At 61.8% G+C, this 25,314-nt stretch carries 16 protein-coding genes and 2 tRNA genes; 13 read left to right on the top strand and 5 right to left on the bottom strand.

The features are described 5' to 3' along the window. Nucleotides 1-14: 14 nt before the first annotated feature. From rpoC to AC097P_RS00775, 9 genes are all read left to right on the top strand, one after another. A complete protein-coding gene (gene rpoC, locus AC097P_RS00815) occupies nt 15-4,241 on the top strand; it encodes a DNA-directed RNA polymerase subunit beta' (protein ID WP_479608470.1) in 4,227 nt (1,408 codons plus the stop codon). Between the two features lie 76 nt (nt 4,242-4,317). After that, the gene (locus AC097P_RS00810; protein WP_479608469.1) at nt 4,318-4,869 is read left to right on the top strand and encodes a LemA family protein; all 552 of its coding nucleotides are present in this window, start codon (nt 4,318-4,320) and stop codon (nt 4,867-4,869) included. A 7-nt stretch (nt 4,870-4,876) separates the two neighbouring features. Continuing rightward, nucleotides 4,877-6,202: a 16S rRNA (cytosine(967)-C(5))-methyltransferase RsmB gene (rsmB, locus tag AC097P_RS00805; RefSeq protein ID WP_479608468.1), complete on the top strand. Its 1,326-nt coding sequence runs from the start codon at nt 4,877-4,879 to the stop codon at nt 6,200-6,202. Nucleotides 6,203-6,224: 22 nt separating this feature from the next. Continuing rightward, a complete protein-coding gene (locus tag AC097P_RS00800) occupies nt 6,225-6,791 on the top strand; it encodes a DUF4390 domain-containing protein (protein ID WP_479608467.1) in 567 nt (188 codons plus the stop codon). Next, on the top strand, nt 6,791-9,079 hold the full coding sequence (locus AC097P_RS00795; RefSeq protein ID WP_479608466.1) for a sensor histidine kinase: 2,289 nt from the start codon (nt 6,791-6,793) through the stop codon (nt 9,077-9,079). Before AC097P_RS00800 ends, AC097P_RS00795 begins: the two co-directional genes overlap by 1 nt. 37 nt (nt 9,080-9,116) lie before the next feature. Next, a complete protein-coding gene (locus AC097P_RS00790; protein WP_479608465.1) occupies nt 9,117-9,797 on the top strand; it encodes a response regulator in 681 nt (226 codons plus the stop codon). Nucleotides 9,798-9,846: 49 nt separating this feature from the next. After that, a tRNA-Phe gene (locus tag AC097P_RS00785) sits at nt 9,847-9,922 on the top strand. Nucleotides 9,923-9,978: 56 nt separating this feature from the next. Next, nucleotides 9,979-10,054 (top strand) — tRNA-Gly (locus AC097P_RS00780). A gap of 129 nt (nt 10,055-10,183) precedes the next feature. Continuing rightward, nucleotides 10,184-10,738: a hypothetical protein gene (locus tag AC097P_RS00775; protein ID WP_479608464.1), complete on the top strand. Its 555-nt coding sequence runs from the start codon at nt 10,184-10,186 to the stop codon at nt 10,736-10,738. Nucleotides 10,739-10,747: 9 nt separating this feature from the next. Here AC097P_RS00775 and AC097P_RS00770 read toward each other — a convergent pair whose 3' ends face one another. After that, nucleotides 10,748-12,859, bottom strand: coding sequence for an ATP-dependent helicase (locus tag AC097P_RS00770; protein ID WP_479608463.1), 2,112 nt, complete (start codon nt 12,857-12,859; stop codon nt 10,748-10,750). A gap of 267 nt (nt 12,860-13,126) precedes the next feature. Here AC097P_RS00770 and AC097P_RS00765 point away from each other — a divergent pair, with 267 nt between their 5' ends. From AC097P_RS00765 to AC097P_RS00750, 4 genes are all read left to right on the top strand, one after another. Further along, complete coding sequence (locus AC097P_RS00765; protein WP_479609445.1) at nt 13,127-14,116, top strand: AEC family transporter; 990 nt, start codon at nt 13,127-13,129, stop codon at nt 14,114-14,116. A 132-nt stretch (nt 14,117-14,248) separates the two neighbouring features. Then, nucleotides 14,249-15,208 carry a cation diffusion facilitator family transporter gene (locus AC097P_RS00760; RefSeq protein WP_479608462.1) on the top strand — a complete coding sequence of 320 codons (960 nt, stop codon included), beginning with the start codon at nt 14,249-14,251 and terminating at the stop codon, nt 15,206-15,208. A 189-nt stretch (nt 15,209-15,397) separates the two neighbouring features. Next, nucleotides 15,398-17,062, top strand: coding sequence for a M4 family metallopeptidase (locus AC097P_RS00755; protein ID WP_479608461.1), 1,665 nt, complete (start codon nt 15,398-15,400; stop codon nt 17,060-17,062). Between the two features lie 123 nt (nt 17,063-17,185). After that, nucleotides 17,186-18,769, top strand: coding sequence for a sensor histidine kinase (locus tag AC097P_RS00750; protein ID WP_479608460.1), 1,584 nt, complete (start codon nt 17,186-17,188; stop codon nt 18,767-18,769). Here AC097P_RS00750 and priA read toward each other — a convergent pair. The 4 genes from priA to AC097P_RS00730 all read right to left on the bottom strand — a co-directional run bounded on the left by priA (nt 18,766) and on the right by AC097P_RS00730 (nt 25,274). Next, entirely contained in the window at nt 18,766-20,991 is a 2,226-nt protein-coding gene (priA, locus tag AC097P_RS00745) for a replication restart helicase PriA (RefSeq protein ID WP_479608459.1), read from the bottom strand. The genes AC097P_RS00750 and priA overlap by 4 nt on opposite strands. Nucleotides 20,992-21,363: 372 nt before the next feature. Then, a complete protein-coding gene (gene hemE, locus AC097P_RS00740; RefSeq protein ID WP_479608458.1) occupies nt 21,364-22,509 on the bottom strand; it encodes a uroporphyrinogen decarboxylase in 1,146 nt (381 codons plus the stop codon). 29 nt (nt 22,510-22,538) lie between these two features. Further along, nucleotides 22,539-22,955 (bottom strand): CoA-binding protein, encoded by a 417-nt coding sequence (locus AC097P_RS00735; RefSeq protein WP_479608457.1) that lies wholly within the window; start codon nt 22,953-22,955, stop codon nt 22,539-22,541. A gap of 9 nt (nt 22,956-22,964) precedes the next feature. After that, nucleotides 22,965-25,274 (bottom strand): protein-disulfide reductase DsbD family protein, encoded by a 2,310-nt coding sequence (locus AC097P_RS00730; protein WP_479608456.1) that lies wholly within the window; start codon nt 25,272-25,274, stop codon nt 22,965-22,967. Between the last annotated feature and the right edge of the window lie 40 nt (nt 25,275-25,314).

The following is a 25,314-nucleotide window of genomic DNA, read 5'->3' as shown; positions in this document are numbered from 1 at the left end:
AAAGGATTTAACCCATGAAATCATTACTCGACCTGTTCAAGCAGTTCACGCCCGATGAGCACTTCGGTGCCATCAAAATCGGCATGGCTTCTCCCGAAAAGATCCGTTCGTGGTCTTTTGGCGAAGTGCGCAAGCCCGAAACCATCAACTACCGCACGTTCAAGCCCGAGCGTGACGGCCTGTTCTGTGCCAAAATTTTTGGACCCATCAAGGATTACGAATGCCTGTGCGGCAAGTACAAGCGTTTGAAACACCGCGGTGTGATCTGCGAAAAGTGCGGCGTTGAAGTCACACAAACCAAGGTTCGCCGTGAGCGTATGGGTCACATCGACCTGGCCGCGCCGTGCGCCCACATCTGGTTCCTGAAGTCCCTGCCGAGCCGTCTGGGCCTGGTGCTGGACATGACGCTGCGTGATATTGAACGCGTGTTGTACTTTGAAGCCTATGTCGTCACCGACCCCGGCATGACACCGCTGAAGAAATTCAGCATCATGTCCGAAGACGACTTCGACGCCAAGTTCAAGGAATACGGCGACGAGTTCCAGGCCAAGATGGGCGCTGAAGGTATCAAGGACCTGCTGCAAAGCATTGACATCGAAGGTTCGATCGAGAAGCTGCGCAACGACCTGACCGGTTCTGAACTGAAGATCAAGAAGAACGCCAAGCGTTTGAAGGTTCTGGAAGCGTTCAAGAAATCCGGTATCAAGCCCGAGTGGATGGTGCTGGACGTGCTGCCCGTGTTGCCACCGGACCTGCGTCCGCTGGTGCCGCTGGACGGCGGTCGTTTTGCGACCTCCGACCTGAACGATCTGTACCGTCGCGTCATCAACCGCAACAGCCGTCTGCGCCGTTTGCTGGAGCTGAAGGCACCGGAAATCATTGCGCGCAATGAGAAGCGCATGTTGCAAGAAGCGGTGGACAGCTTGCTGGACAACGGCCGCCGCGGCAAGGCCATGACCGGCGCCAATAAGCGTGCTCTGAAGTCCCTGGCCGACATGATCAAGGGTAAGTCGGGTCGTTTCCGCCAGAATTTGCTGGGCAAGCGTGTGGATTACTCCGGTCGTTCCGTGATTACCGTGGGCCCAACGCTCAAGCTGCACCAGTGCGGTCTGCCGAAACTGATGGCTTTGGAGCTGTTCAAGCCTTTCATCTTCGCGCGGCTGGAAGCCATGGGTATTGCGACCACGATCAAGGCTGCCAAGAAGGAAGTCGAATCCGGCACGCCAGTCGTGTGGGATATCTTGGAAGAGGTTATCAAAGAGCACCCCGTGATGCTGAACCGTGCGCCTACGCTGCACCGTTTGGGCATCCAGGCGTTCGAGCCTATTTTGATTGAAGGCAAGGCCATTCAACTGCACCCCCTCGTTTGCGCGGCCTTCAATGCCGACTTCGACGGTGACCAGATGGCTGTTCACGTGCCTTTGTCGGTGGAAGCACAGATGGAAGCCCGCACGCTGATGCTGGCTTCCAACAACGTGCTGTTCCCCGCCAACGGCGAGCCTTCCATTGTTCCGTCTCAAGACGTGGTGCTGGGTCTGTACTACACGACCCGTGACCGTATCAATGGCAAGGGCGAAGGTTTGATCTTTGCCGACACCGGCGAAGTGCAGCGTGCGTTCGACGCGGGCGAGGTCGAGCTCAATGCACGTATCAATGTGCGTCTGACCGAGTACACCAAGGACAAGGACACGGGCGAGTTTGTGCCTTCCACCAAGCTGTGGGAAACCACTGCCGGTCGTGCGCTGCTGTCCGAAATCCTGCCCAAGGGACTGCCTTTTTCCAACATCAATAAGGCGTTGAAGAAGAAGGAAATCTCCAAGCTGATCAACGTGTCTTTCCGCAAGTGCGGATTGAAAGAGACCGTAGTGTTTGCCGACAAGCTGCTGCAAGCCGGTTTCCGCCTGGCGACACGTGCTGGTATTTCCATCTGTATCGACGACATGCTGGTGCCGCAGGAAAAGCACGGCATCATTGCCCGTGCCCAGAAGGAAGTCAAAGAGATCGAACAGCAATATGTGTCCGGTCTGGTGACCTCTGGCGAGCGCTACAACAAGGTGGTGGATATCTGGGGCAAGTCGGGTGACGAAGTGTCCAAGGTCATGATGGCCAAGTTGTCCAAGGAAACGGTCACCGACCGCCATGGCAACCAGGTCCAGCAGGAATCCTTCAATTCCATTTACATGATGGCCGACTCCGGTGCTCGCGGTTCCGCGGCCCAGATTCGCCAGGTGGCTGGTATGCGGGGTCTGATGGCAAAGCCTGACGGCTCCATCATCGAGACACCCATTACCGCGAACTTCCGCGAAGGTCTGAACGTGTTGGAGTACTTCATCTCCACCCACGGTGCCCGTAAGGGTCTGGCTGATACGGCGTTGAAAACAGCGAACTCGGGTTACCTGACCCGTCGTCTGGTCGACGTGACGCAGGACTTGGTCGTCACCGAGCAGGATTGCGGAACGCACGGTGGTTATCTGATGCGCGCCATTGTCGAGGGTGGTGAGGTCATCGAATCCCTGCGCGATCGTGTCCTGGGTCGTACCACGGCCGAAGACGTGCTGCATCCAGAAAACCGTGCAGTTCTGGCTACCGCCGGCGCCATGCTGGACGAAGACTTGATCGAAGAGCTGGAAGTCGCCGGTGTGGACGAGGTCAAGGTACGTACCGCGTTGACCTGCGAAACCCGCTTTGGCATTTGCGCCAAGTGCTATGGGCGCGACTTGGGTCGTGGTGGTCTGATCAACGGCGGCGAAGCCGTCGGTGTGATTGCTGCCCAGTCCATCGGCGAACCTGGCACGCAGCTGACCATGCGTACCTTCCACATCGGTGGTGCAGCATCGCGTGCGGCGATCGCCTCCAGTGTCGAAGCCAAGTCCAACGGTGTCATCGGCTTCAACGCTACGATGCGTTACGTGACCAACAGCAAGAAGGAACTGGTGGTGATCGCCCGTTCTGGCGAAATCATCATCCACGACGAGCACGGCCGTGAGCGCGAGCGCCACAAGGTGCCATATGGCGCGGTCCTGACCGTCAAGGCTGACCAGACGATCAAAGCTGGCGCTATCCTCGCCAACTGGGATCCACTGACACGCCCCATCATTACCGAGTTCGCCGGCAAGGCGCATTTCGAGAACGTGGAAGAAGGCTTGACGGTTGCCAAGCAGGTCGACGAAGTGACCGGTTTGTCCACCATGGTGGTTATCGATCCGAAACGCCGTGGTGCGACCAAGGTAGTGCGCGCCCAAATGAAGTTGATCGACGCTACGGGTAACGAGGTGAAGATCCCCGGAACCGACCACTCGGTGACCATCGGCTTCCCGGTCGGATCGCTGATTCAGGTGCGTGATGGCCTGGAAGTGGGCCCTGGCGAAGTGCTGGCGCGTATCCCGATCGAGGGCCAGAAGACGCGCGACATTACCGGTGGTCTGCCACGGGTTGCCGAGTTGTTCGAAGCTCGTACACCCAAGGATAAGGGAACGTTGGCCGAGATCACGGGTACCGTGTCCTTCGGTAAGGAAACCAAGGGCAAGATTCGCCTGCAGATTACCGATCCCGATGGCAAGGTCTGGGAAGACTTGGTGCCCAAGGAAAAGAATATGCTGGTGCACGAAGGCCAGGTGGTCAACAAGGGCGAGTCCGTGGTGGACGGCCCGGCCGATCCACAGGACATCTTGCGCCTGCTGGGTTCTGAAGAACTGGCCCGCTACATCGTCGACGAAGTGCAGGACGTCTACCGTTTGCAAGGCGTGAAGATCAACGACAAGCACATTGAAGTGATTGTTCGCCAGATGTTGCGTCGTGTGGTGGTCGAAGCCGCAGGTGACTCCAACTACATCAACGGTGAACAGGTTGAGCGTTCCGAAATGCTCAACACCAATGATGCACTGCGTGCCGACGGCAAGATCCCGGCCACATTCACCAACTTGCTGCTGGGTATTACCAAGGCTTCCTTGTCCACCGACAGCTTCATCAGCGCGGCTTCCTTCCAGGAAACCACTCGCGTGCTGACCGAAGCTGCCATCATGGGCAAGCGCGACGAGTTGCGTGGCCTGAAGGAAAACGTCATCGTGGGTCGTCTGATACCAGCTGGTACCGGTCTGGCCTACCACGAAGCACGCAAGGTGCGCGAAAACATGGACGATGCCGAGCGTCGCGCCATCGCGGAAGCCGAAGCTGCTGAGCTGGCCGGTGATGCCGAGGCCGTTGCTGAACCACAGGGGCTGGAAGGCGCGACTGGCGAGTAAGCCCGCACTGCTACACTAAACGTAGCGCCCCAAGTCCATTTCACGGGGGCTTGGGGCTTTTTTATTGTAGGAGTTCATGGAAAGTTCGCTGATTTTGTGGGGGATTTTGGCGCTGTGCATATTCTGGAGCGTCGGGGTGCACAACCGCCTGATGCGCATACGGGCACGGGGCTTGAGTGCCCTGGGCTCTGTTGAAAAGCATATGCGCATCTACACCGACCTTGTGCGCGAGAATCTGGCGCAGGGCGCAACGGGTCAGTTGCCTTCGGCTGCAGACCACCCCGCTGATGACGACTGGGCCCCCCTGTTGTCTGCGCTGCAGGTGTTTGAAGATGCGTTGAAGGGCACCCAGGCGGGCGCTCTGCGCGACGAGACGCTGTCGCACCTGGGCCAGTCTTTCGACGCGGTGCAGACAGCGTGGCAGAGGTTGAATGAGGTCCCCCCCGATCTGGCGGGACCGGTGGTGCCTGCCGCGATGCGGACCCAATGGGATACCGTCACGCAGCGTGTCGAAACTGCCCGTAGAGGCTTCAACCAGATACTGACCCAATACAACGAGGCCTTGGCCCAGTTTCCGGCCCGCTTGGTCGCGGGCATGATGGGTTTCAAGTCCGGCGGCACAATTTAAGGACAGCATGACCCCAAAGGACGAACAGATCCCGCTGTGGCGCCAACTCAGCGCCACAGCATCGGTCATACAGGCCGTCCGGGAGGGCGTGTCGGGCACGGCCGCTGTCGAGGGCGTACCCACAGAGTTGCGGCCCGGCGTGCAGGCGTTGGCCTTCCATGTGTGGCGAAATTTGGGACGGGCCCAGGCTTTGCGCAAGGCCCTCGCCGCCAAGTTGCCTCCACCGCCGGTTGACGCCTTGTTGTGCACGGCCTTGGCGCTGGCCTGGAATGATGACCAAGCCCCTTACGACATGTTCACGCTGGTCAACCAGACCGTGGAGGCGGCCAAACGAGCCCCAGCCACCCAGGCGCAGGCCAATTTTTTAAATGCCTGTCTGCGCAGATTTTTGCGCGAACGCGAGGCTTTGGTAGCCGATACCGATGCCGATCCGGTCGCGGTCTGGAACCATCCTGGATGGTGGATCAAGCGGTTGCAGAAGGAGCAGGGTACGCGCTGGCGCGAGATTCTTGAAGCCGCCAATCGCCATGCGCCGATGACATTGCGTGTCAACAGCCGCAAAACTACGCCCAAGGACTATCTGGCACTGTTGACCCAGACCGGGATTGCAGCCCGGGGCACAGCCGGTCCCACCATCGTGCTGGACCACCCAGTCGGCGTGCAGCGCTTGCCGGGTTTTGAGCAGGGTCTGGTGTCGGTGCAGGACGCCGCCGCCCAAATGGCAGCGCCTTTGCTGTTGGATGGCCTGTCGCAAGACCGGCCGGCGCGCATTTTGGATGCCTGCGCCGCACCCGGCGGCAAGACGGGGCACTTGTTGGAGCTGGTGGATGCGCACGTGCTGGCCTTGGAGTTGGACCCGGCGCGCACGGGCCGCATCGCCCAAAATCTGGAACGCCTGGGGTTGCGGGCCCACGTGGTGACCGCAGATGCTTTGCGCCCGCAGGATTGGTGGGACGGTCAGGCATTCGATGCCATCCTGCTGGATGCCCCTTGCACCGCGTCGGGCATCGTCAGGCGGCACCCGGATGTGCGATGGTTGCGGCGCGAGTCCGATATTGCCCAACTCGCCGCGATTCAGAAGCGCATGCTGCAAACACTATGGGGCCTGGTTCGCCCCGGCGGACGCTTGCTGTACTGCACCTGCTCGTTGTTTTTGGCCGAAGGGGAGGGCCAGGTCCAAACGTTTCTCCGACACAACACCGACGCGGTGTTGCTGCCATCCCCCGGGCATTTAATGCCCCAAAATGTCGCAAAAGCGGAAGCTGTCCCGGACAATGGGTTTTGTGACCACGATGGCTTTTATTACGCATTGCTGCAGAAACAAATGGCTTGATCGGGGCCTGCGCCAGCTATGCATGCTGGTTTTTGTCGCGTCTGCAGGGGTTTGCCAAGCCCAGATCGCGGCCGAAGTATCCCAATACCAGGTGGAGCGCCTGGACGAGGAGGTCCTGGTTTCGGCGCAAGTGGCGTTCGAGCTGCCATCCGCGGTAGAGGAGGCCTTGCTCAAGGGCATCCCAATGTTTTTTGTGACCGAGGCCAATGTGCTGCGTGAGCGCTGGTATTGGTATGACAAAAAGCTGGCCTCTGTTCAGCGTCACATGCGTCTGGCGTACCAACCTTTGACGCGGCGCTGGCGTCTGAATGTTTCTGCAGGTGCCGGGCGCGAGGTCAGTGTTGGATTGGCACTGAACCCCAGTTTTGACACGCTGGAAGATGCGCTGTCCGCCATCAAGCGGGTCTCCCGCTGGAAAATTGCCGACGTTGCAGATCTGGAAAGTGGCGTCAAGTACCGTGTCGACTTTAGTTTCAAACTGGATCTGAGCCAGCTGCCCCGACCCTTCCAGATCGGGACCTTGGGCCAGTCCGACTGGGATCTGGCGGCCAGCAGGACCACCACATTGATGCTTGCCCCGGTCAAATGATGGCTGACTTTCGCAACAGCGAACCTGCGCCATCCCTGCAGAGTTCCCGGGCACTGCGTTGGACAGTGGCTGCAGGCTCGGTTGCCATGGTCATCATTGGTCTGGTTTTGCTGTATCTGTTGACCCAGGCCACCAACAATCGCGAGCTGAACGAGCGCAACTATGCGCGCCTTTTCATTGTCAACATGGTGGTTGCGTCCGTGCTGTTCGGCGCAATTTTGTGGGTGGGCTACCGCTTGGTCGTGCGCTTGCGGCAAGGCCGCTTCGGCAGCCGTCTGTTGGTGAAGCTGGCGGCCATCTTTGCGTTGGTTGGCGTGGCGCCCGGGCTGTTGGTGTTCGGTGTTTCTTACCAGTTTGTGTCCCGCTCCATCGAAAGCTGGTTTGACGTCAAGGTCGAAGGGGCTTTGGAAGCCGGTCTGAATCTGGGGCGGGTTACGCTGGATACGCTGTCCAACGATCTCACGACCAAGACCCGTACCGCTGCGGTCCAGATATCCGAAACCGCAGAAGTTTCGGTAGGGCTGACGCTGGACCGCCTCGTCGAGCAATTGAGTGCGGCCGACATCACGGTCTGGAGTGCTTCGGGCAAGCTGTTGGCCAGTGCCGGTCAGTCTCGATTCCAGCTGACCCCGGACAAGCCCACCCCATCACAGTTCCGCGCCGCCAGGGCTGACCGGGCGCTGTCCTGGATCGAGGGCCTGGACGACACGGCAGTGGCAAACCCCAGTAATGTGCGGGTGAAAGTTCTGGTGCCTCTGTCGAGTTCCGTATTGGGACTCGCGCCAGAAGGCCGTTTTTTACTGGTTTCCCGTTTGCTGCCGCCGAATCTGGTCGCCAACGCCTTGGCGGTGGAGAGTGCCTACCGCGAGTACCAGGAGCGCGCGCTGGGGCGAGAGGGACTCAAGCGCATGTACCGCGGCACGCTGGCCTTGAGCCTGTTCCTCGCGGTATTCGCCGCAGTGCTACTGGCTGTGATTCTGGGGGACCAGATCGCGCGACCGTTGTTGATGCTGGCCGAAGGGGTCAGCCAAGTCGCTGCCGGTGACTTGACGCCCAAGCTGGCTTTGCGCGGAAAGGACGAATTGGGCGGGCTAACGCGGGCCTTCGCATCCATGACTGAACAGCTGGCCGACGCCCGCCACGCCGTTCAGCAAAGCATGTCGCAGGTGGATGCGGCGCGTGCCAATTTACAGACCATTTTGGACAATCTGACGGCCGGCGTCATTGTGCTGGATGCAGATGGTGCCATCCGGTCGTCCAACCCCGGAGCGACCCGGATATTGAATGTGTCACTGGCTGATTACGAAGGACAGTCGCTTTCGGCCATTGACGGGTTGCAAGAGTTTGGCCAAGCCGTACAGACACAGTTTGCCGACTTTCTGGTTCAACGCGCCGAGCAGCGCCTGGACCATTGGCAACGGTCGTTTGAACTGGGTGGCGGTGGCGCGTCCCCGCTGCATGGGCCGTTTGACCGCACACTGACCCTGGTTGCGCGGGGAGCCGAACTGCCGGGCGACGCTCGACTATTGGTGTTTGATGACATCTCCGACATCGTGTCGGCGCAACGGGCGCAGGCCTGGGGTGAGGTGGCGCGCCGGCTGGCACACGAAATCAAGAATCCTCTGACACCGATTCAGTTGTCCGCGGAGCGGTTGGAAATGAAGCTGTCCGGCAAAGTGGGTGCCGCTGAACAGGCGGTGCTGACCAAATCCGTAAAAACTATTGTGGACCAGGTCGATGCGATGAAGCGTTTGGTGAATGACTTTCGCGACTATGCGCGCCTGCCAGCAGCCGAGCTGAAGCCAGTGGACCTGAACGCTCTGGTGCAGGATATCTTGCAGCTTTACGAGAGCGATGGCCAGAGCGTGCCCGTGCGTGCTGAGCTTGACCCTGCAGCCCCCTGCGTCATGGGGGACGCCCAACAGCTGCGCCAGGTCATCCACAATCTGTTGCAAAACGCGCAAGACGCCAGCGAGGCGGGTCGTGCTGACGCGGCGGGCGAAGACCGCAACGTCATCGTGCGTACCCAGTACCAGCGGACATCCGGGCGTGTACGCCTGAGCGTGCTGGATTCCGGTGGCGGTTTTCCCGAACACATTCTCAAACGCGCGTTTGAGCCGTATGTCACCACCAAGGCCAAAGGCACGGGCCTGGGATTGGCGGTGGTGAAGAAAATTGCCGATGAGCATGGCTCGCGCATTGACATTGTTAACCGTGTAACAGACGGTGTCATAGTGGGTGCGCAAGTATCGTTATCATTGTCGGTTGACGATAGCGCGTCGGCTTGAGCGCGACATTAGCTAAGAAAGACACAACGCATACACCATGGCAAACATTCTGGTTGTTGATGACGAGCACGGCATTCGGGATTTGCTCTGGGAAATTCTGAACGATGAGGGTCACAACGTCGAGTTGGCAGAAAACGCTGCGCAAGCCCGTTCCGCGCGCGCGCGCGAGCGTCCAGACTTGGTGTTGCTCGACATCTGGATGCCAGATACCGATGGTGTGACCTTGCTCAAGGAGTGGTCCTCCAACGGATTGCTGACGATGCCCGTCATCATGATGAGCGGACATGCCACGATCGATACCGCGGTTGAAGCCACGAAGATTGGCGCGTTGGCCTTTCTCGAAAAGCCGATCACGCTGCAAAAACTACTCAAGGCCGTCGAGCAGGGCTTGGTGCGCAGCAACCTGCACAAGGCCCAGCCCGCCGTAGTGGCGCGGCCGCTGGTCACTACGCTCGAAACTTCGTCAGCGTACGTGCCGCCGTCTGCCAGTGTGTCTGTAGAAGCGGGCCTGCAGGCCACGCAAAATTTTGTGCTGGACAAGCCGCTACGCGAGGCCCGTGACGAGTTCGAGAAGGCCTATTTCGAATACCACCTGGCGCGGGAAAACGGCTCCATGACACGTGTTGCCGAGAAAACAGGCCTGGAGCGTACCCACCTGTACCGCAAGCTCAAGCAGCTCGGCGTGGACCTGACACGCGGCAAGCGCAACGGAATTTGATGGCTGTTAGCCAAAACAGCGAAATCTTCCTGCTATAATCGATGGCTCAGGCCCGGTAGCTCAGTCGGTAGAGCAGAGGATTGAAAATCCTTGTGTCGGTGGTTCGATTCCGCCCCAGGCCACCAAATTTAAGAATCTGTCGTTTGATAGGTTTTTATTTTGACCACCTCGGTGGTCACATGCGGGAATAGCTCAGTTGGTAGAGCGATACCTTGCCAAGGTATAGGTCGAGAGTTCGAGCCTCTTTTCCCGCTCCAAATTTATGCAAAAGCCCGTCCGTGTGACGGGCTTTTTGCTTTCTCTCTGCAAACAACTCTGTGCTCGGCCGAAAAGTGGCAAAGATTCCCCGGCTGGAGTAGCATTGTCAGAAATTCTGGAGAAACGCCATGTTCAACGGTTTTCTGGGCAAAAGCAAAAAACCGGATGGTCCACCGGATGCGGTGGATTCGCGTGGGCTAGAAGTAGTGGAAGACGATCCCAACACGGCGTGGGGCTTGTGGGAAGACGCTGTAGCCGAGCAGGACTCCAAATTCAGTTCCCTGCCGCCGCTGGACCCTTCCTTCCAGAATACGGTTCCAATGTCGCTTCACGCAGAGGGTAGCAACAGCAGCGCTGACGCAGCCCTGTCCCGCGAAGAACGCACGCTGGAGCAGCGCAAGGAAGACGCCTTGTCCACCGTGGAGTTGCACCACCACCGCATTGCCAACACGATACGCACGCTGTGGGGCTACAAGGAATGCAGCGATTACATCTCCAAATTGATCCTTGCCGGCGGTGATGGCATGGGCCATGCCCGCATGGGCTTCAACCAGGACGCGGCCAACGCCATGATGCTGCTTGCAGAAATACACGACGCGCAATTCGGTGCGGCCGAGCCCAGGGGCGGTAACGGCTTCTCCGATTCGGTGATGCGGGGTACCGGCTGGGACGCCCTTCGATAGAGGACTGGCCTAACGCACTTGCGCCGCAGCCGCTGCCGAATTCAGCGCCTTCGCAGCAAATTCGGCACGTAGCGCCTTCAACTTCTCACGCGGGTCCTCACGCACCGTGGCTTGGTCCAGGCCCATTTCCGCAATAAAGCGGCTGGGCAAGGCCGCCACCATCTCCCGGCCCTTTTTACGACGGCGCGTCCAGCTGACGGCCAGGCTGCGTTGGGCGCGGGTGATGCCCACATACATCAGGCGGCGCTCTTCCTGCAGGCGCTGCGCCATGTCTTCGTTGGCGGACTCGTGGGCGCGCTCAGAGCCGCCCAGCGACCCTGCACCATCGCCCAGCTTGAACGGCAGCATGCCCTCGGTCACACCTACCAACAGCACGTGCGGCCACTCCAGGCCCTTGGAGGCGTGCAGCGTGGACAGTGTCACGACGTCTTGGTCCTTCTCGCGCTCGCTGATCGTGGACAGCAGCGCAATGGTCTGCGCCACTTCCAGCAAATTCTTGACCTCACGCACGGTGGCTACGCCAGCGGTGTCGTCCAGTTCACCGCCGCAGCGCTGCGCCATCCAGTCGCAGAACTCCATGACATTGCCCCACTTGGCAGAGGCAACCTTTTCGCTGTCCTCGCCGTCCATCAGGTGCTGCTCGTAGCCAATCTCTTTGAGCCAATCCAGCATGAAAGTCTTGGCGGCTTCCGCGCCCTCTGTGTGGCGAGCGCGGTACTGCAGATCGTTGATGTAGCGTCCAAACTCGTGCAGGCTACCCAGCGCTTTGGCGGCCAACACCGATGCCAGCGAGCCGGCAAACAGCGACTCGAACAGGCTCAGCTTGTACTGCGTCGCAAAAACACCCAGCGTACCCAGCGTGGTGTGGCCGATGCCACGCTTGGGCGTGGTCACGGCTCGCAGGAACGCAGGGTCGTCGTCGTTGTTGGCCCACAGCCGAAACCAAGCGCACAGGTCGCGGATCTCGGCGCGATCGAAGAAGCTCTGGCCACCCGACACCTTGTACGGAATGCCAGCCCTGCGCAGCGCCTTCTCAAACGGTTTGGCCTGGTGGTTGGCCCGGTACAGCACCGCAAAGTCGCGGAACTCCTTGTACTGCTTGCCCTGTACAGGCAAGCCGTCGGCACGCAGACTCTGGATGCGGGCCACCACCCGCTCGGCCTCGTGTTCTTCGCTGTCGGCGTCTACCACGCGCACCGGTTCGCCTTCACCCAGCTCGCTGAACAACGTCTTCGGAAACAGCTTGGGATTGGGGCCAATGACGTTGTTGGCGGCCCGCAGGATGGCGCTGGTGGAGCGGTAGTTCTGTTCCAGCTTGATGACCTTGAGTGCCGGAAAATCAACCGGCAGCTTCTTCAAATTGTCCAACGTAGCGCCCCGCCAGCCGTAGATGGACTGGTCGTCGTCGCCCACCGCGGTGAAGCGTGCCGCATCGGGCGGGTTGCCGCCCACCAGCAGCTTCAGCACCTCGTACTGCGTCGCATTGGTGTCCTGGTATTCATCCACCAGCACATGGCCCATCATGCTTTGCCACTTCTGGCGCACGGCCTCATGGTCGCGCAGCAGCTTCAGTGGCAGGCTGATCAGGTCGTCGAAATCCACGCTCTGGTAGGCGGTCAGGCGCTCCTCGTAGCGACCCATGACGACAGCGGTGAGGCGCTCGTTGTCGTCGGCCGCCTGGGCCAGCGCCTGCGCCGCGTTCAGGCCGGCACTCTTCCAGGCGCTGATGGTCCACTGCCACTGGCGGGCCGTAGCCACATCAGTGCTGCCGCCAGCGTCCTTCAGGATGCTGGTTACATCGTCGCTGTCCAGGATGCTGAACTGGGGTTTGAGCCCCAGCACGCCGCCGTCCTGTCGCAGCATCCGCACGCCCAAAGCATGGAAGGTGCACACCACCACGTCCTTGGCCGCCCGGCCGATCAGACCCTTGGCGCGCTCGCGCATTTCGGCCGCCGCTTTGTTGGTGAAGGTGATGGCGGCAATCTTCTGCGGCGGCATGCCGGCCTGGATCAGCCGCCCGATCTTGTGCGTGATGACCCGGGTCTTGCCTGAACCCGCACCCGCCAGCACCAGGCAAGGCCCGTGCAGATAGTTCACCGCCTCCTGTTGGGCGGCATTCATGCGTTGGGCCAGGGGGGAGGGCGGGGAAGATGGGGGAGACGAAGCAGACATTGCGGCAATCCGGGCAGACAAGCGCGCCATCTTACCGGGGTGCGCCCCAGGGCCTGCGCCGCGCCGGTCGCTGCTGGTGGCGCCGCTGTGCGTCGCTGGGCCGTTTACGCCGAAAGGTTTAAGCCAAATCGGGCTGTAGCCCTCGTGGAACGAGCGTAAGCCGCTATGCATTTGATAGTAAATTTCCAGAACCAAAAGGCCAAGCCGCAGCCCAAAATGCCGGACAATGGCCCCGTGCTGCAAATTCTGACCATCACCTTCCCCTTTTTTGCGCTGGTCCTGTGCGGTTATGTGGCGGCCCACCGCGGCATGCTGCCGCTGCCAGCCATCCCCGGCCTGAACGCCTTCGTGCTGTTCTTTGCGTTGCCGTGCATGCTGTACCGCTTTGGTGCCACAACGCCGATTGCGCAGCTGCTGGACCCCAGCGTGGCGCTGACCTACCTGCTGTGTGCGCTGGTCATGGTCGGCTTTGTCGTCGCGGTCACGCGCCATGGGCGCATAGGCTGGAACGATGCCGCCTTTGGCGCACTGGTCGGCGCCTTTCCCAACACCGGGTTCATGGGCGTGCCGCTGCTGGTCGCGTTGTTAGGTCCCAAGGCCGCCGGGCCGGCCATCGTGACCATTCTGGTGGACATGGTCATCACCACCTCGCTGTGCATCGCGCTGTCCCGCCTGGGCAGCCATGGCCCCGGCGAGGCGTCGGCCAGCCAGGCGACCAAAAACGCGCTGAAGGGTGTGGCCACCAACCCGATGCCCTGGGCCATCCTGCTGGGGGCCGTGGTGTCTGCGTTGCAATTGGATTTACCCAAACCCGTCGTTCAAACCGTGGGCCTGCTGGCCGATGCCGCGTCGCCGGTGGCCCTGTTCACGATTGGTGCGGTGCTGGCCCGCTCCCAACTGCTGGCCAAGGCGGGCAAGGCGCACCCTGTGCACTGGCTCGAAGTGGTGCCGGTCGCCGGCATCAAACTCTTTCTGCACCCGATCTTGGTGCTGCTGATCGGGGCCGGCGCGATCCAGATGGGCGTGCCGCTGGACCGCTTTGCGTTGACCGTGCTGGTGCTGCTGGCCGCGTTGCCCAGCGCCAGCAATGTGTCGCTGCTGGCGGAGCGCTTTGGCGCGGATAACGGGCGCATTGCCCGCATCATCCTCGTGTCGACGGCCGCGGCGTTTTTTACGTTTGCGGGTGCTGTGGCGCTGATGACCTGAGTTTGCAGATAGTACGCTGCAGATTCATGCTCCAGCCCAAGCCGATACTACATATGATGCTATATATTTCATAGTGAGCTGATGCAGTGAACCCGGCATCATTCGCCTGGAAACTACCCCTGGAGAGTTGTAATGCCGCTTGACGATTTTGATAGCGATCCTGAGGACCCCCAGCAGGTGTCAGCCGAGCGCGCGGCCGCCGGGCGGCGCAGCACCTGGGTCAGTGTCTGCGTCAACCTGGCCCTTACCGTAACCCAGATCGCCGTCGGCCTGATGGCAAAGTCACAGGGCCTGGTGGCCGATGGCATCCATTCGCTGTCGGACCTGGTGGCCGATTTCGTGGTGCTGTTCGCCAGCCACCATGCCCAGAAGGACGCCGACGAAGATCACCCCTACGGACACCAGCGATTTGAGACCGGTGCGTCCCTGGTGCTGGGCGCGCTGCTGCTGGCGGTAGGCGTGGGCATGCTGTGGTCGGCGTTTCGCAAACTCGAAGAGCCTGGGCTGGTGCAGCAGGTCCACGTGATCGCGCTGTGGGTTGCAGGCGCAGCGCTGGTCGCCAAGGAGCTGCTGTTCCGCTACATGCTCTCGGTTGCCAAGCGGGTGAAATCCAGCATGCTCGTGGCGAACGCCTGGCATGCACGCTCCGATGCCGCATCGTCTTTGGTGGTGTGCATAGGCATCGTCGGCAACCTGGCGGGGTATCCCATCCTCGACCCCATTGCCGCGCTTATCGTTGGGTTCATGGTCGCCCGCATGGGCTGGGGCTTCGGTTGGGATGCCATGCACGACCTGATGGACCGGTCAGTGGATACGGCCGAGGTGGATGCCATCCGCCAGACGCTGGTGGATACGCCCGGCGTGCGGAATGTGCACGATCTGCGCACCCGCAAGATGGGCGACATGGTCGTCGTGGACGCGCATATCGAGGTCGATGCGGCGATCAGCGTGGAAGCCGGCCACGACATCGCGGTCGAGGCGCGCCAGCGTGTGCTGCAGCGACACCGTGTGCTGAATCTGATGACCCACGTGGACCCGTGGCGGCGCCCGGACGCGGACCATAGCCCCCCAGATTTTGCGACCAGTCTGTAGCATCGCCGCTCGGCCCAACCCCGCATTGCTGGAACGTATCCAGGTCGTGCTGCAGGGCGCCCTGCAGCCGCGGGCGAGGGTCGCCAATCCGTGGCAGGATAGGACATGTCTACACAGCGGGAGGGGTAAACCATGGTGACCAGAAAAACACACGCAGCGAAGCCTGCAGCAAACCCTAGGAACGGAAAGGTGGCGACAAAGGCTCTGCCGGGCAATGGCCTGAAAGCGTTCTCGCTGCATAGCAAGGACGAGGCGGCCAAGCCGGGTATCACGGCATTGCGGACCACGCGCCTGGATAACCCTGCGTTCGCTTTCGCCGACGCAGCCGGGCACAAAGCCCTGGACCCCGAAACCGCAGCCCGTAACTACCTGGACCAGGCGCTGGCCTGCAGCGCGCTACCAAGCTTCACCGCGCCAAAGGCGGATGCGGCGCCCAGCGAGTTCAGGACCCTTGGCACAGAGTCCATTGCGCTGACGGGTACCACCATCGTCAAGTTCCGGCAGAACTTCAACAAGATCCCCGTCTACGGCTCGCTGGTGGTGGTGGAGTTGGACGAGTCGAACAAGCTGCTCAACATCAACGCCGCGCTGGGCGCGCCCGCGGCGGTCAACCCGGTCGCCAAGGTATCGGCCGCCGAAGCGGTGAAGGCAGTTGACGCGTATCCGGGACACACCAAGGACCTGAAGCAGGTGGTGCCCCGCCTGCACTACTACTTTGATACCGGCGCGTCCAAGTGGCGGCTCGTGTTTATTCTGGAGGATGTGCCGGTCGTTCCCGAGACAAAGGGTCCGTCTCCTGTGCTGATGGACTACGTGGTCGATGCACACAGCGGGAAGGTTGTAAGGGCCACGCCACGCACGCCCACCCTTGGCGTGCAGGATAGCGCGGTGGACGGGCGTGGCCAAACCCGAGGATTTGAAGTGGACAAGACCGGCAAAACCAAGACGCTGAAGGATGCGACGCTGAACGTGCAGACCTTCGACTTCAAGTTCAGCGACCCCGTGCAACAGGCCGCGACCTTGCCCGGCAAGCCCATCAAGAATCCGCCCAAGTTCCCGCCGTCGGCAGTCAGCGCCCATGCCAATGCGGCGGCCGTGGCCACTTTCCTTCGCTCGGTGTTGAAGCGCAACAACATCGACAACAAGGGCGGTCTGATGGTGTCCAGCATCAACTGCGTGGACAAGAGCGACAGCCCCGACGGCAAGGAGTGGGTCAACGCATTCTGGAACGGTGAACAGATGGTCTATGGGCAGCGGCACGATGGCAAGGGCTTCATGTCGCTGTCGGTCGCGCTCGATGTGGTTGGGCACGAGATGTTCCACGGCGTGACCGACACCAGTTCGCGCCTGGAGTACGCGCTGCAACCCGGTGCGCTCAACGAGTCGTACTCCGATATCTTCGGCATCATCATCGCCAACCAGCCGAACGCGGACCCGCGCACCTGGAAGTGGCAAGTGGGCGCGGGCTTGCTGCCAGACGGCACACCGTTCCGTGACATGTCCGACCCCACGCTGTGCGGCCAACCGGCCCATATGCGCGACTTCAAGGTGCTGCCCAATACGCCAAGGGGCGACAACGGCGGCGTGCACACCAACAGCGGCATCCACAACAAGGCGGCCTACAACATCCTGACCGCTGTGGACGCAAAGGCGCTGGTCTTCACGCCAGATGAGGTGGCGGCTTTCTTCTATCTGGCCCTGACCCAGCGGCTTTCGCGCACGTCACAATTTGCGGACAGCCGTGTTGCCGTGCTGGACAGTGCCCGTACGCTGTTCCGGGCGCTCGCTCCTGCCGCACTGGCAACCAAAATCTCTGCCATCGAGGCCGGCTTTGCGGCGGTGGGCATAGACTGAAGAACGAAAGCAGTACTCGCGCCGCAGTTTGGGAAAATTGGTGCGAGGGGTATGTGACAGGCATGACTTGTGCATAGCGCACGGACACCACTATGCGTTACAGTGGCGTAAACACCCCACTCCATGAAGCGGATAACCGAACCCCTCACTGTTCGCCTGCGCAAGCTGTGGCTGCGGCTGCGCTCCTTGCGAGTGGCAATTGCACTGACCGTGGTATCGGGTGTGCTGTTTGCATCCTTTCTCTCCTATGTGGAGCAGACCTCGGATCTGCGTGAACAGCACGTAGCCCAGATCCGCACAGAAATGAACCATCTGGGGGCGCTGACTGCGTTAGCGTTGCGCGAACCGCTGTGGCAGTTTGAGGCCGAGCAGGCCAATTCCATTATGGAGGCCGCGTTTGTGAATCCGGACGTGGTGTCCATCGCCATTTGGGACGACAAAGGTGCTCCCTTTGCCACCCGCACCCGCGCCGCAGAAGACCCCAGTTTGGTGGATGCCACCACACATGTGGTGGAGCGCAACAAGACCATGGTTGGCAAGCTGACGATACAGATGTCCACCGCCGGTTACCTACGCAAGGTTCACGAAGTTCGCATGCAGTATGTGAAGCATGGCGCACAAACTTCCGCTGGCGCGCTCTTTGTAATCTTGCTGCTGATGCACTGGCGCCTGGTGCGGCCGCTGGAAGCATTGGTGCGGGCATCCCGTCGGCTGGAAAAAGGGCAGCTGGACGTGCCGATACGGCCTGTTTTCCGTGATGAAGTGGGCACGCTGGCCGATAGCCTGGAGTCCACACGGTTGGCCCTGCTGAACCTGATCGCGCAGCTGGAGAGCCGAAATACCGAGCTGACCGATGCCAACGAAAACCTGGAGCGGCGTGTGGCCGAGCGCACTGAATCGCTGGAGAAAACCCTGCTGACGCTGGAGCGGGCGCAGGAGGAAATCATCCAAACCGAGAAACTTGCGTCGCTGGGCCGCGTGGTGGCCGGAGTGGCGCACGAACTGAACACACCGATTGGCAATGCGCTGACGGTGGCCTCGACGATACAGTCCGAGTTGCAAGACCTCAAGACCGAGCTGGCAGGTGGATCGATGCGCCGCTCGGCACTGACGCAGTTCATCGCGCGCGCCGATGAGGGGTTGGCCCTGTCGCTGAAGAATCTGCAACGGGCAGGGAATCTGATCTCGGACTTCAAGCAAGTCGCCGTGGACCAGACGAGCGACCAGCGCCGGGAGTTTGACCTGGCCGAAGTGAGCACCGAAATTCTGAACATGCTGCAGCCCATGCTGCGCAAGTCAGGTTGCCAGATACAGAAAAACCTGAGCCCGGGCCTGGTCTGCGACAGCTTCCCCGGGCGCTATGGGCAGGTGCTGACCAACCTGGTCATGAACGCCACGATCCATGCCTTTAACGACGGCGCTGCCGGCAGCATCTCGGTCAGTGTCGGCGCCGTCGATGCAGACACCATGGAACTGGTCGTTGCGGACGATGGGCTGGGCATGGAAGACGCTGTGCGGGCGCGGATCTTTGATCCCTTCTTCACGACCAAGATGGGGCGCGGTGGCACTGGCCTGGGGATGAATATCGTGCATGGCATCGTGACCCGCATTCTGGGCGGACAGATCACGGTGCACAGCAAGCCCCGCGAAGGCAGCCGCATCCGCGTTCTATTCCCTCGCGTCGCCGCCGGTACTAGCGACGCTTAAATCGCCAGCGGATCGACGTCGACAGCCCAACGTATCAATCCCTTGCCCTCTGGTCCCTGGCGGGTAGCGTGCAGCACGGCTTGCCAGGCCGTCAAGAACTGTTGCAGCGCAGCGCGTGACGGGCTTTCGACCAGCATCTGGGCGCGCTCGATATTGGCCACGCGCTGGATGCTCATGGGCACGGCCGGGTACAGCGTGATTTGGTCCAGCACCGGTGCCCAACCTTCCCAATGCGCCATATTCTCTCGTGCTGCGCTGCTGGCGGCATTTAGAAACGCCTGGGCCACTTCTTGCGTGCGGGCCTCGGCGCGTACCAGGGCTTGCGCGGTGAAGGGCGGCAGCCCGGCCTGGGCGCGTTCTTTCAGTTGTTGCGTTGCAAAACCCGGGTAATCATGGCGTTTGAGTGCGGCGTACAGCGGGTGGGCGGGCTGGAAGGTCTGTATCCACACCTCGCTGCGCTCACCTAAAGTGGCGTCACGCCCGGCACGGCCAGCGGCCTGCATCAGCAGGCTGAACAGGCGCTCCGGCGCACGGAAATCGCTGGAGAACAGCGCACCGTCGGGGTTGACCGCCGCCACTAGCGTGATGCGCCGGAAGTCGTGGCCCTTGGCAATCATCTGCGTGCCGACCAGCACGTCCACATCGCCGGCATGTACGGCTGCCAGCTGGCTTTGCAGTTCGCCCTTGAGGCGTGTCGTGTCGGCATCGATGCGGGCTACGCGCACCGGCTCGCCGTCCGGGAATTGCTCGCTGACCGTGTTGGGGCGGCGCACATCGGCCAGCAGTTCGGCCACGTGTTCCTCCAGCCGCTCGGTGCCACGGCCCAGCGGTGCGATGTCGGGATTGCCGCAGGTGGGGCAGGCGCGCGGCACGCGTTCGGTAAAGCCACAGTGGTGGCAGCGCAGTGTGCGGTCGATTTTGTGGAACACGCGGAACGCGCTGCAGTGCGGGCATTCGCTCTTCCAGCCGCAGTCGGTGCAGTGCAGCACCGGTGCATAGCCGCGCCGGTTCAGGAACACCATGCTTTGCTCGCCCCGGGCCACCCGCTCCTTGATGGCTTCCAGCAACGGGATCGAGAACACCGCGTGGCGGTGCTGGTGGTTCATGTCCACGCGGCGCACCAGTGGCAGACCCTCGGGCGTGGCCGCCGTGGTGCGCATGGTCTGCTGTGCCGTCGGGGCGTTATCGCTCGGTGGCATAGCAGGCGCGGCGCCGATGCGGCTGGGCATGTGCAGGCGCAGGTAGCGTCCGCCTTCTGCCGCCGGGCGGCTGTGGTGCCAGCTCTCCAACGACGGCGTGGCGGAGCCCAGCAGCACCTTGGCGCCCTCCAGCCGGCCCCGGTATACCGCCAGGTCGCGGGCCGAGTAGCGTGCGCCTTCGCTGCTCTTGTAGCTTGGGTCGTGTTCCTCGTCGACGATGACCAAACGCAGATGGGGCAGGGAGGCGAACACCGCCATGCGCGTGCCCAGCACAATGCGCGCGGTGCCGCAGTGAGCGGCGAGCCAGCTTTTGAGCCGCTGCGGATTCGTCATGCCGCTGTGCAGCGATACGACGGCGTCCTCGCCATACAGCGGCGCAAAGCGCGCCTTGAATCGGGCTTCCAGCTGCGGTGTGAGGTTGATCTCGGGCACCATGACCAGTGCCTGGGCGAGTGGGTCATTTGCCAGCAGAGTCTGCACGCTGTGCAGATAGACCTCGGTCTTGCCGCTACCGGTGGCGCCAAACAGCAGAAACGGGCCGACCTCGGCCTGGATACGGGCCAGAACCACCGTCTGCTCGGGGCTCAGGGCAGGCAGGGCTTGTCCGTCTGCCGGTTGCTGGCTATCCGCCGGGCTGTGCCTGGCCCCCTTGCCACGCTGTAGGCGGCGCTGCACCTGCACTGGAGACAACTCGCGCAACTGGGGCGGCAGTGCAGCCAGCGCAACTTCTCCGATGGAGCGCTGGTAATACTGGGCTGCAAATGTAAGCAGTTGTTGCCACGCGCTGCTGAGCGGCGCAATGCCTTCCAGCACCCCTGCAATGGCCCGCACCTTGCCAGGGTCCACCTCGCCGGTGGCTTGCGCGGCGTCGGCATCCCAGACCACGCCCAGTGTCTCGCGCTTGCCCAGTGGCACCCGCACCAGCGTACCCGGCGCTAGTGGCGACTCACTTCTATAGCTCAGCACCGAGCCCAGCGCAGCGTGGGCCGGTGTCTGGACGAGTACGCATAACCAGTGCGTCATAGGCACTGGCACGCGGGTCTGCGGCGGGGGGTGGGACGGCGTACCACTTGGGTGAAGATGTTGATGTTGACTTGCGAAAGAGAGTCTAAGTGCTTGATTTGGATAGACTTTGCGCCTAACCCAGTGTTTCTGTGGATAACTTTGTTGATATGTTGTCCGTGGACTCCGCCAAGCCTTGAAAATCAAGGCTTTAGCTGGAATGCCCGGAAAAAAAGCAAAATCCAAAATCCTTATGAATCAACCACTTGCACGCGCTATTGCTTTCATAGCGCCTGCTGTCCAAATCAGGGAATGCCCGCATAGCGCCACCCTGTTTTTGTGCATAACTGTAGAGCGCGGGCTTGGATCCGGCCCAAAACAATGGTAAGAAACTTATGCCCGTGACGCGCGGGAGTGGCGGTGCACGGCGTCCACCAGCGCCGCCACATGGTCGGGTGGCGTGTACTGGCTGATGCCATGGCCCAGGTTGAAGATATGCGTGGGGCCGGTTCCCGTGCCCTGGTACGGCTGGCCAAAGCTGTCCAGCACCCGGGCCACTTCAGCCTCGATCTGGGTGGGTTGGGCAAACAACACATTGGGGTCGATATTGCCCTGCAGCGCTTTGCCGGGGCCATTTTCGACACCGCCAATGGCGGCGCGCGCCTTGCCCAAATTGACAGTCCAGTCCAGACCCAGCACCTCGCAGTCCAGCCCGGCCATTTCTTGCAGCCACAGGCCGCCGCCTTTGGTGAACACGATACGGGGAATGCGTACGGTGTTGCCGGCGGCGTCGGTGTGCGTCGTCTTCAGCTGTGCCAGCACGCGGGCTGTGTAGGCCAGGCTGAACTCTTGGAAGGCACCGTCGGCCAGCACGCCACCCCAGCTGTCAAAAATCATCACTGCCTGGGCGCCCGCGTCGATCTGCGCATTCAAATAAGCCGCGACGGAATCTGCGTTGGTGGCCAGGATGCGGTGCATCAGGTCCGGGCGGCTGTACAGCATGGTCTTGACCAGCCGGTAATCGCTGGAACCGGCACCCTCGACCATGTAGCACGCCAGCGTCCAGGGGCTGCCGGAGAAGCCTATCAGCGGCACGCGGCTCTTGCCATCGGGCCGTGTTAGCGCCTTGCGGATTGAAGACACGGCGTCAAACACGTAGCGCAACTTGTTGAGGTCGGGCACGGCAAGCTTGTCGACCGCAGCCTCGTCGCGCACGGGGGATGCAAAGCGCGGGCCTTCGCCCACACCAAAGCTCAGGCCCAGGCCCATTGCGTCGGGAATGGTCAGGATGTCGCTGAACAAAATGGCGGCGTCCAATGGATAGCGGTCCAGTGGCTGCAGCGTGACCTCGGTGGCGTAGTCCACATTGGTGGCCAGGCCCATGAAGCTGTTGCCGGCCTTCACGCGGGTGGCCAGGTATTCGGGCAAATAGCGACCGGCCTGGCGCATCAGCCACACGGGTGTGTGGGCGGTAGCCTGGCGCAAGCAGGCCTGCAGGAAAGTCGGGTTGTGGTGGGAGGCGAAAGTCGTGTCGGTCATGGACTGATTGTCGCAGCCCTTCGCGGATGTCAGCCCGGGGAGTGGTTTCGGTGTTCGACCATCAAACAGCGGTTTTGTACCACGCGCGGCCCGGCGTCACGCGCCTTTTGCGCTGCACCATCGTGCACCACGCCCATTTGCAACCATACGGCCTGTGCCCCGGTAGCGATGGCTTCATCCACGACCGGCGGCACATCGGCGCTGTTGCGGAATACATTGACCAACTCGATACGGTGGTGGCGCGCGGCCTCGGTCAAGGTTGGGTAGGCCGTCTCCCCCAGAATGCTGCTGGCATTGGGGTTGATGGGAACGATGCGCCAACCCTGGGCCTGCATGTAACGGCTTACCGCATAGCTGTCGCGGTGTGGTTTGGGCGATAGCCCCACCACCGCTACGGTGCGGCAGTGTTCCAGAATGTGCGTGATGTCGGCGGAATCGGTGTGCATGGGGTCAGCCTACAGCGCGGCCAGCGCAGTGCGCAGGGCTTGGGTGTCCAGGATTTCCGAGAACACCACCGGTGGCTTGCCGGCCTGGTGCAATACGTAAACCGGCACGCCGCTACGGCCCAGCGCCTCCAGCGCGACGGTAATGGCAGGGTCGCGGCGCGTCCAGTCGGCGCGCAGCAGGCTGACGTTGTGGGCGCGCATATCGGCCAGCACGGCGGCGTTGCCCAGCGTGGATTTCTTGTTGTATTGGCAGGTAATGCACCACGCGGCCGTGAAATCGACAAACACCGGCCGGCCCGATGCCAGTTCTGCCTCTACCTTGCCTGGGGCCCACGCCTGCCACCCGGCCTGCGGGTTGTTGCCGGTTGATGGGGCGGTGGCCACCGGCTCTTCCACCGTCAACACCAATGGGCCGATAGACCCCACGAATGCAAGCAATACTGCTACAGAAATCGTAGTAAAAACCATGCGACTGCGGCCAGCCTGGTTCAGTGACCAGACCAGCAGGCTGACCGCCAACAGCAGCGCAAGCAGCGCGCCGGCGCCATTTACGCCGGTCAAATGGCCCAGCACCCAGACCAGCCAAATGACGGTGGCCAGCATCGGGAAGGCCATGAAGCGGCGCAGCGCATCCATCCAGGGCCCGGGGCGGGGGAGCCAGCTACCCACAGCCGGAACCCAGGCCGCGGCCAGGAACGGCAGCGACAGGCCCAGGCCCAGTGCCGCAAAAATACTCAGCGCCTGGTAGGCAGGCAGGCTGATCGCATAACCCAACGAAGCGCCCATGAATGGCGCCGTGCAGGGCGAGGCAATCGCCACGGCCAATACACCGGACAAAAAGGCATCTACCACCGGATGTTGCGCCTGCATGCAGGCGATGCGGTTGGGCAGCACGCTACCCACTTCAAACAGGCCTGCGAGGTTCAGGCCCAGCAGCGTGAACAGCATGGCCAACACCGCCACAACGGCCGGCGACTGCAGATGAAAGCCCCAACCCAGCTGTTCGCCACTGGCCCGCAGGCCTAACATCAGGGCGCCCAGTGCAGTGAACGACAGCACGACGCCGGCGGTGTAAGCGAGTCCTTGGGTGCGCTGCGAGGCGCGGCTGTGCGCGTTGCGGCGGGCAAAGCCCAGCACCTTGATGGCCAGCACCGGCAGCACGCACGGCATCAGGTTCAGTATCAGGCCGCCCAGCACAGCGGCCATCAGCGCCATGCCCCAGCTGCTGGTCATGCTGCCGCCATTGGCATTGCCGCTCCCCGCTGTATTACCGGGACTGGTAGCCGGGCTGCCGGCGCCAACGGGCGCAACACCCACTGCGGTGCCTGTCGTACCCGCGCCGGGCAGGGCCGGCCAAGTGCCGGTGATGGGGGCGACACTGCGCAGGCTTTCGCTACCCAACGCCAGCACTACAGGCAGGCTGGTCGGCGCGGATTCGCGCTGTGCGGATAGGGGTAACTGTGCCGTCCAGACCCCTTTGTTCCAAAATTGGGTGGCCGGCTTGCCGTCTGTCGGTGCACTGCTGGCCACAGCGTCACTGGCCTGCGGAGTTTTCACCGGCTCGGCGATGTGTGCGGTCTCGGGAAAGGCCAGCAGCGCGCGGCCGTTCCAGCTGGCGGGTAAGCCGGTTACGGTCAACACCAGCGCATCGCCGCGCAATATGGCCTGCGAAGAGCCGCTCAGCGCTTTGGGGCTGACCGTGCGTGTGGCGTCAAAGGCCGCGCCATGGGTGGCCGTGGAGCCCTGCGTGGGCAGGCGCAACACGAATTTGCCCTCTTGCGGGATGCACTCCTGGCGGCAGACCAGCCAGTTGGCGTTCAGCCCAACTTCGAGCATGCCATTGGGACCGGCTTTGAAATCTTTGCCAACGGTCAGCGGCACCGGTAGCAGTACCGTGTCTTCATACCCAAAATTGGCAAGGGTGCCGATGGGGATGCGCTTGGGCGTAGGCCAGGCGATGTCGCCTGCGGTGAGCCCGGCGGGCAGCGTCCACTGCAACATCGTGGGCAGACCCGAATCGCCAGGATTGGTCCAATAGGTGTGCCAGTGTGGCTGGTGCTGGATTTGCAGGCCCACCCAGATGGTCTTGCCGGGGTCGACGCCGTCTGGCGCGTGGGCCAGTAGCTCCGCACGCACCTGTTCGGTTTGCACCACGGCGGACACGCTGGCGGTCTGGTGCGAATTCCTTAGCAGAATTTGGGCGCTAGCCCCCGTCAACAGCGCGTAAGCAGCTATGAAAATAGTAGCAATTCGCAGGCTGGGGAGGGGCAGACGGAAGGTGCCGGCGCGGCGCGGCAAGGTGCGGGAGGCGTGGGTCATTGCAAATTGGGAGCTTGTGGCAGCCTAAAAGTTCCGCCGC

The sequence above is a fragment of the Rhodoferax sp. ZS1R8 genome, from assembly GCF_056521325.1.
This window is presented reverse-complemented; position numbering and strand designations above follow the sequence as displayed.

What these genes read in the sequence shown, in the direction of transcription:
- AC097P_RS00795 (WP_479608466.1), top strand. Translation starts at nt 6,791, where the DNA reads ATGGCTGACTTTCGCAACAGCGAACCTGCGCCATCCCTGCAGAGTTCC.
- priA (WP_479608459.1), bottom strand. Translation starts at nt 20,991, where the DNA reads ATGACGCACTGGTTATGCGTACTCGTCCAGACACCGGCCCACGCTGCG.
- hemE (WP_479608458.1), bottom strand. Translation starts at nt 22,509, where the DNA reads ATGACCGACACGACTTTCGCCTCCCACCACAACCCGACTTTCCTGCAG.
- AC097P_RS00790 (WP_479608465.1), top strand. Translation starts at nt 9,117, where the DNA reads ATGGCAAACATTCTGGTTGTTGATGACGAGCACGGCATTCGGGATTTG.
- AC097P_RS00800 (WP_479608467.1), top strand. Translation starts at nt 6,225, where the DNA reads ATGCTGGTTTTTGTCGCGTCTGCAGGGGTTTGCCAAGCCCAGATCGCG.
- AC097P_RS00775 (WP_479608464.1), top strand. Translation starts at nt 10,184, where the DNA reads ATGTTCAACGGTTTTCTGGGCAAAAGCAAAAAACCGGATGGTCCACCG.
- AC097P_RS00750 (WP_479608460.1), top strand. Translation starts at nt 17,186, where the DNA reads ATGAAGCGGATAACCGAACCCCTCACTGTTCGCCTGCGCAAGCTGTGG.
- AC097P_RS00765 (WP_479609445.1), top strand. Translation starts at nt 13,127, where the DNA reads ATGCCGGACAATGGCCCCGTGCTGCAAATTCTGACCATCACCTTCCCC.
- AC097P_RS00810 (WP_479608469.1), top strand. Translation starts at nt 4,318, where the DNA reads ATGGAAAGTTCGCTGATTTTGTGGGGGATTTTGGCGCTGTGCATATTC.
- AC097P_RS00735 (WP_479608457.1), bottom strand. Translation starts at nt 22,955, where the DNA reads ATGCACACCGATTCCGCCGACATCACGCACATTCTGGAACACTGCCGC.
- rpoC (WP_479608470.1), top strand. Translation starts at nt 15, where the DNA reads ATGAAATCATTACTCGACCTGTTCAAGCAGTTCACGCCCGATGAGCAC.
- AC097P_RS00770 (WP_479608463.1), bottom strand. Translation starts at nt 12,859, where the DNA reads ATGAATGCCGCCCAACAGGAGGCGGTGAACTATCTGCACGGGCCTTGC.
- AC097P_RS00730 (WP_479608456.1), bottom strand. Translation starts at nt 25,274, where the DNA reads ATGACCCACGCCTCCCGCACCTTGCCGCGCCGCGCCGGCACCTTCCGT.
- AC097P_RS00760 (WP_479608462.1), top strand. Translation starts at nt 14,249, where the DNA reads ATGCCGCTTGACGATTTTGATAGCGATCCTGAGGACCCCCAGCAGGTG.
- rsmB (WP_479608468.1), top strand. Translation starts at nt 4,877, where the DNA reads ATGACCCCAAAGGACGAACAGATCCCGCTGTGGCGCCAACTCAGCGCC.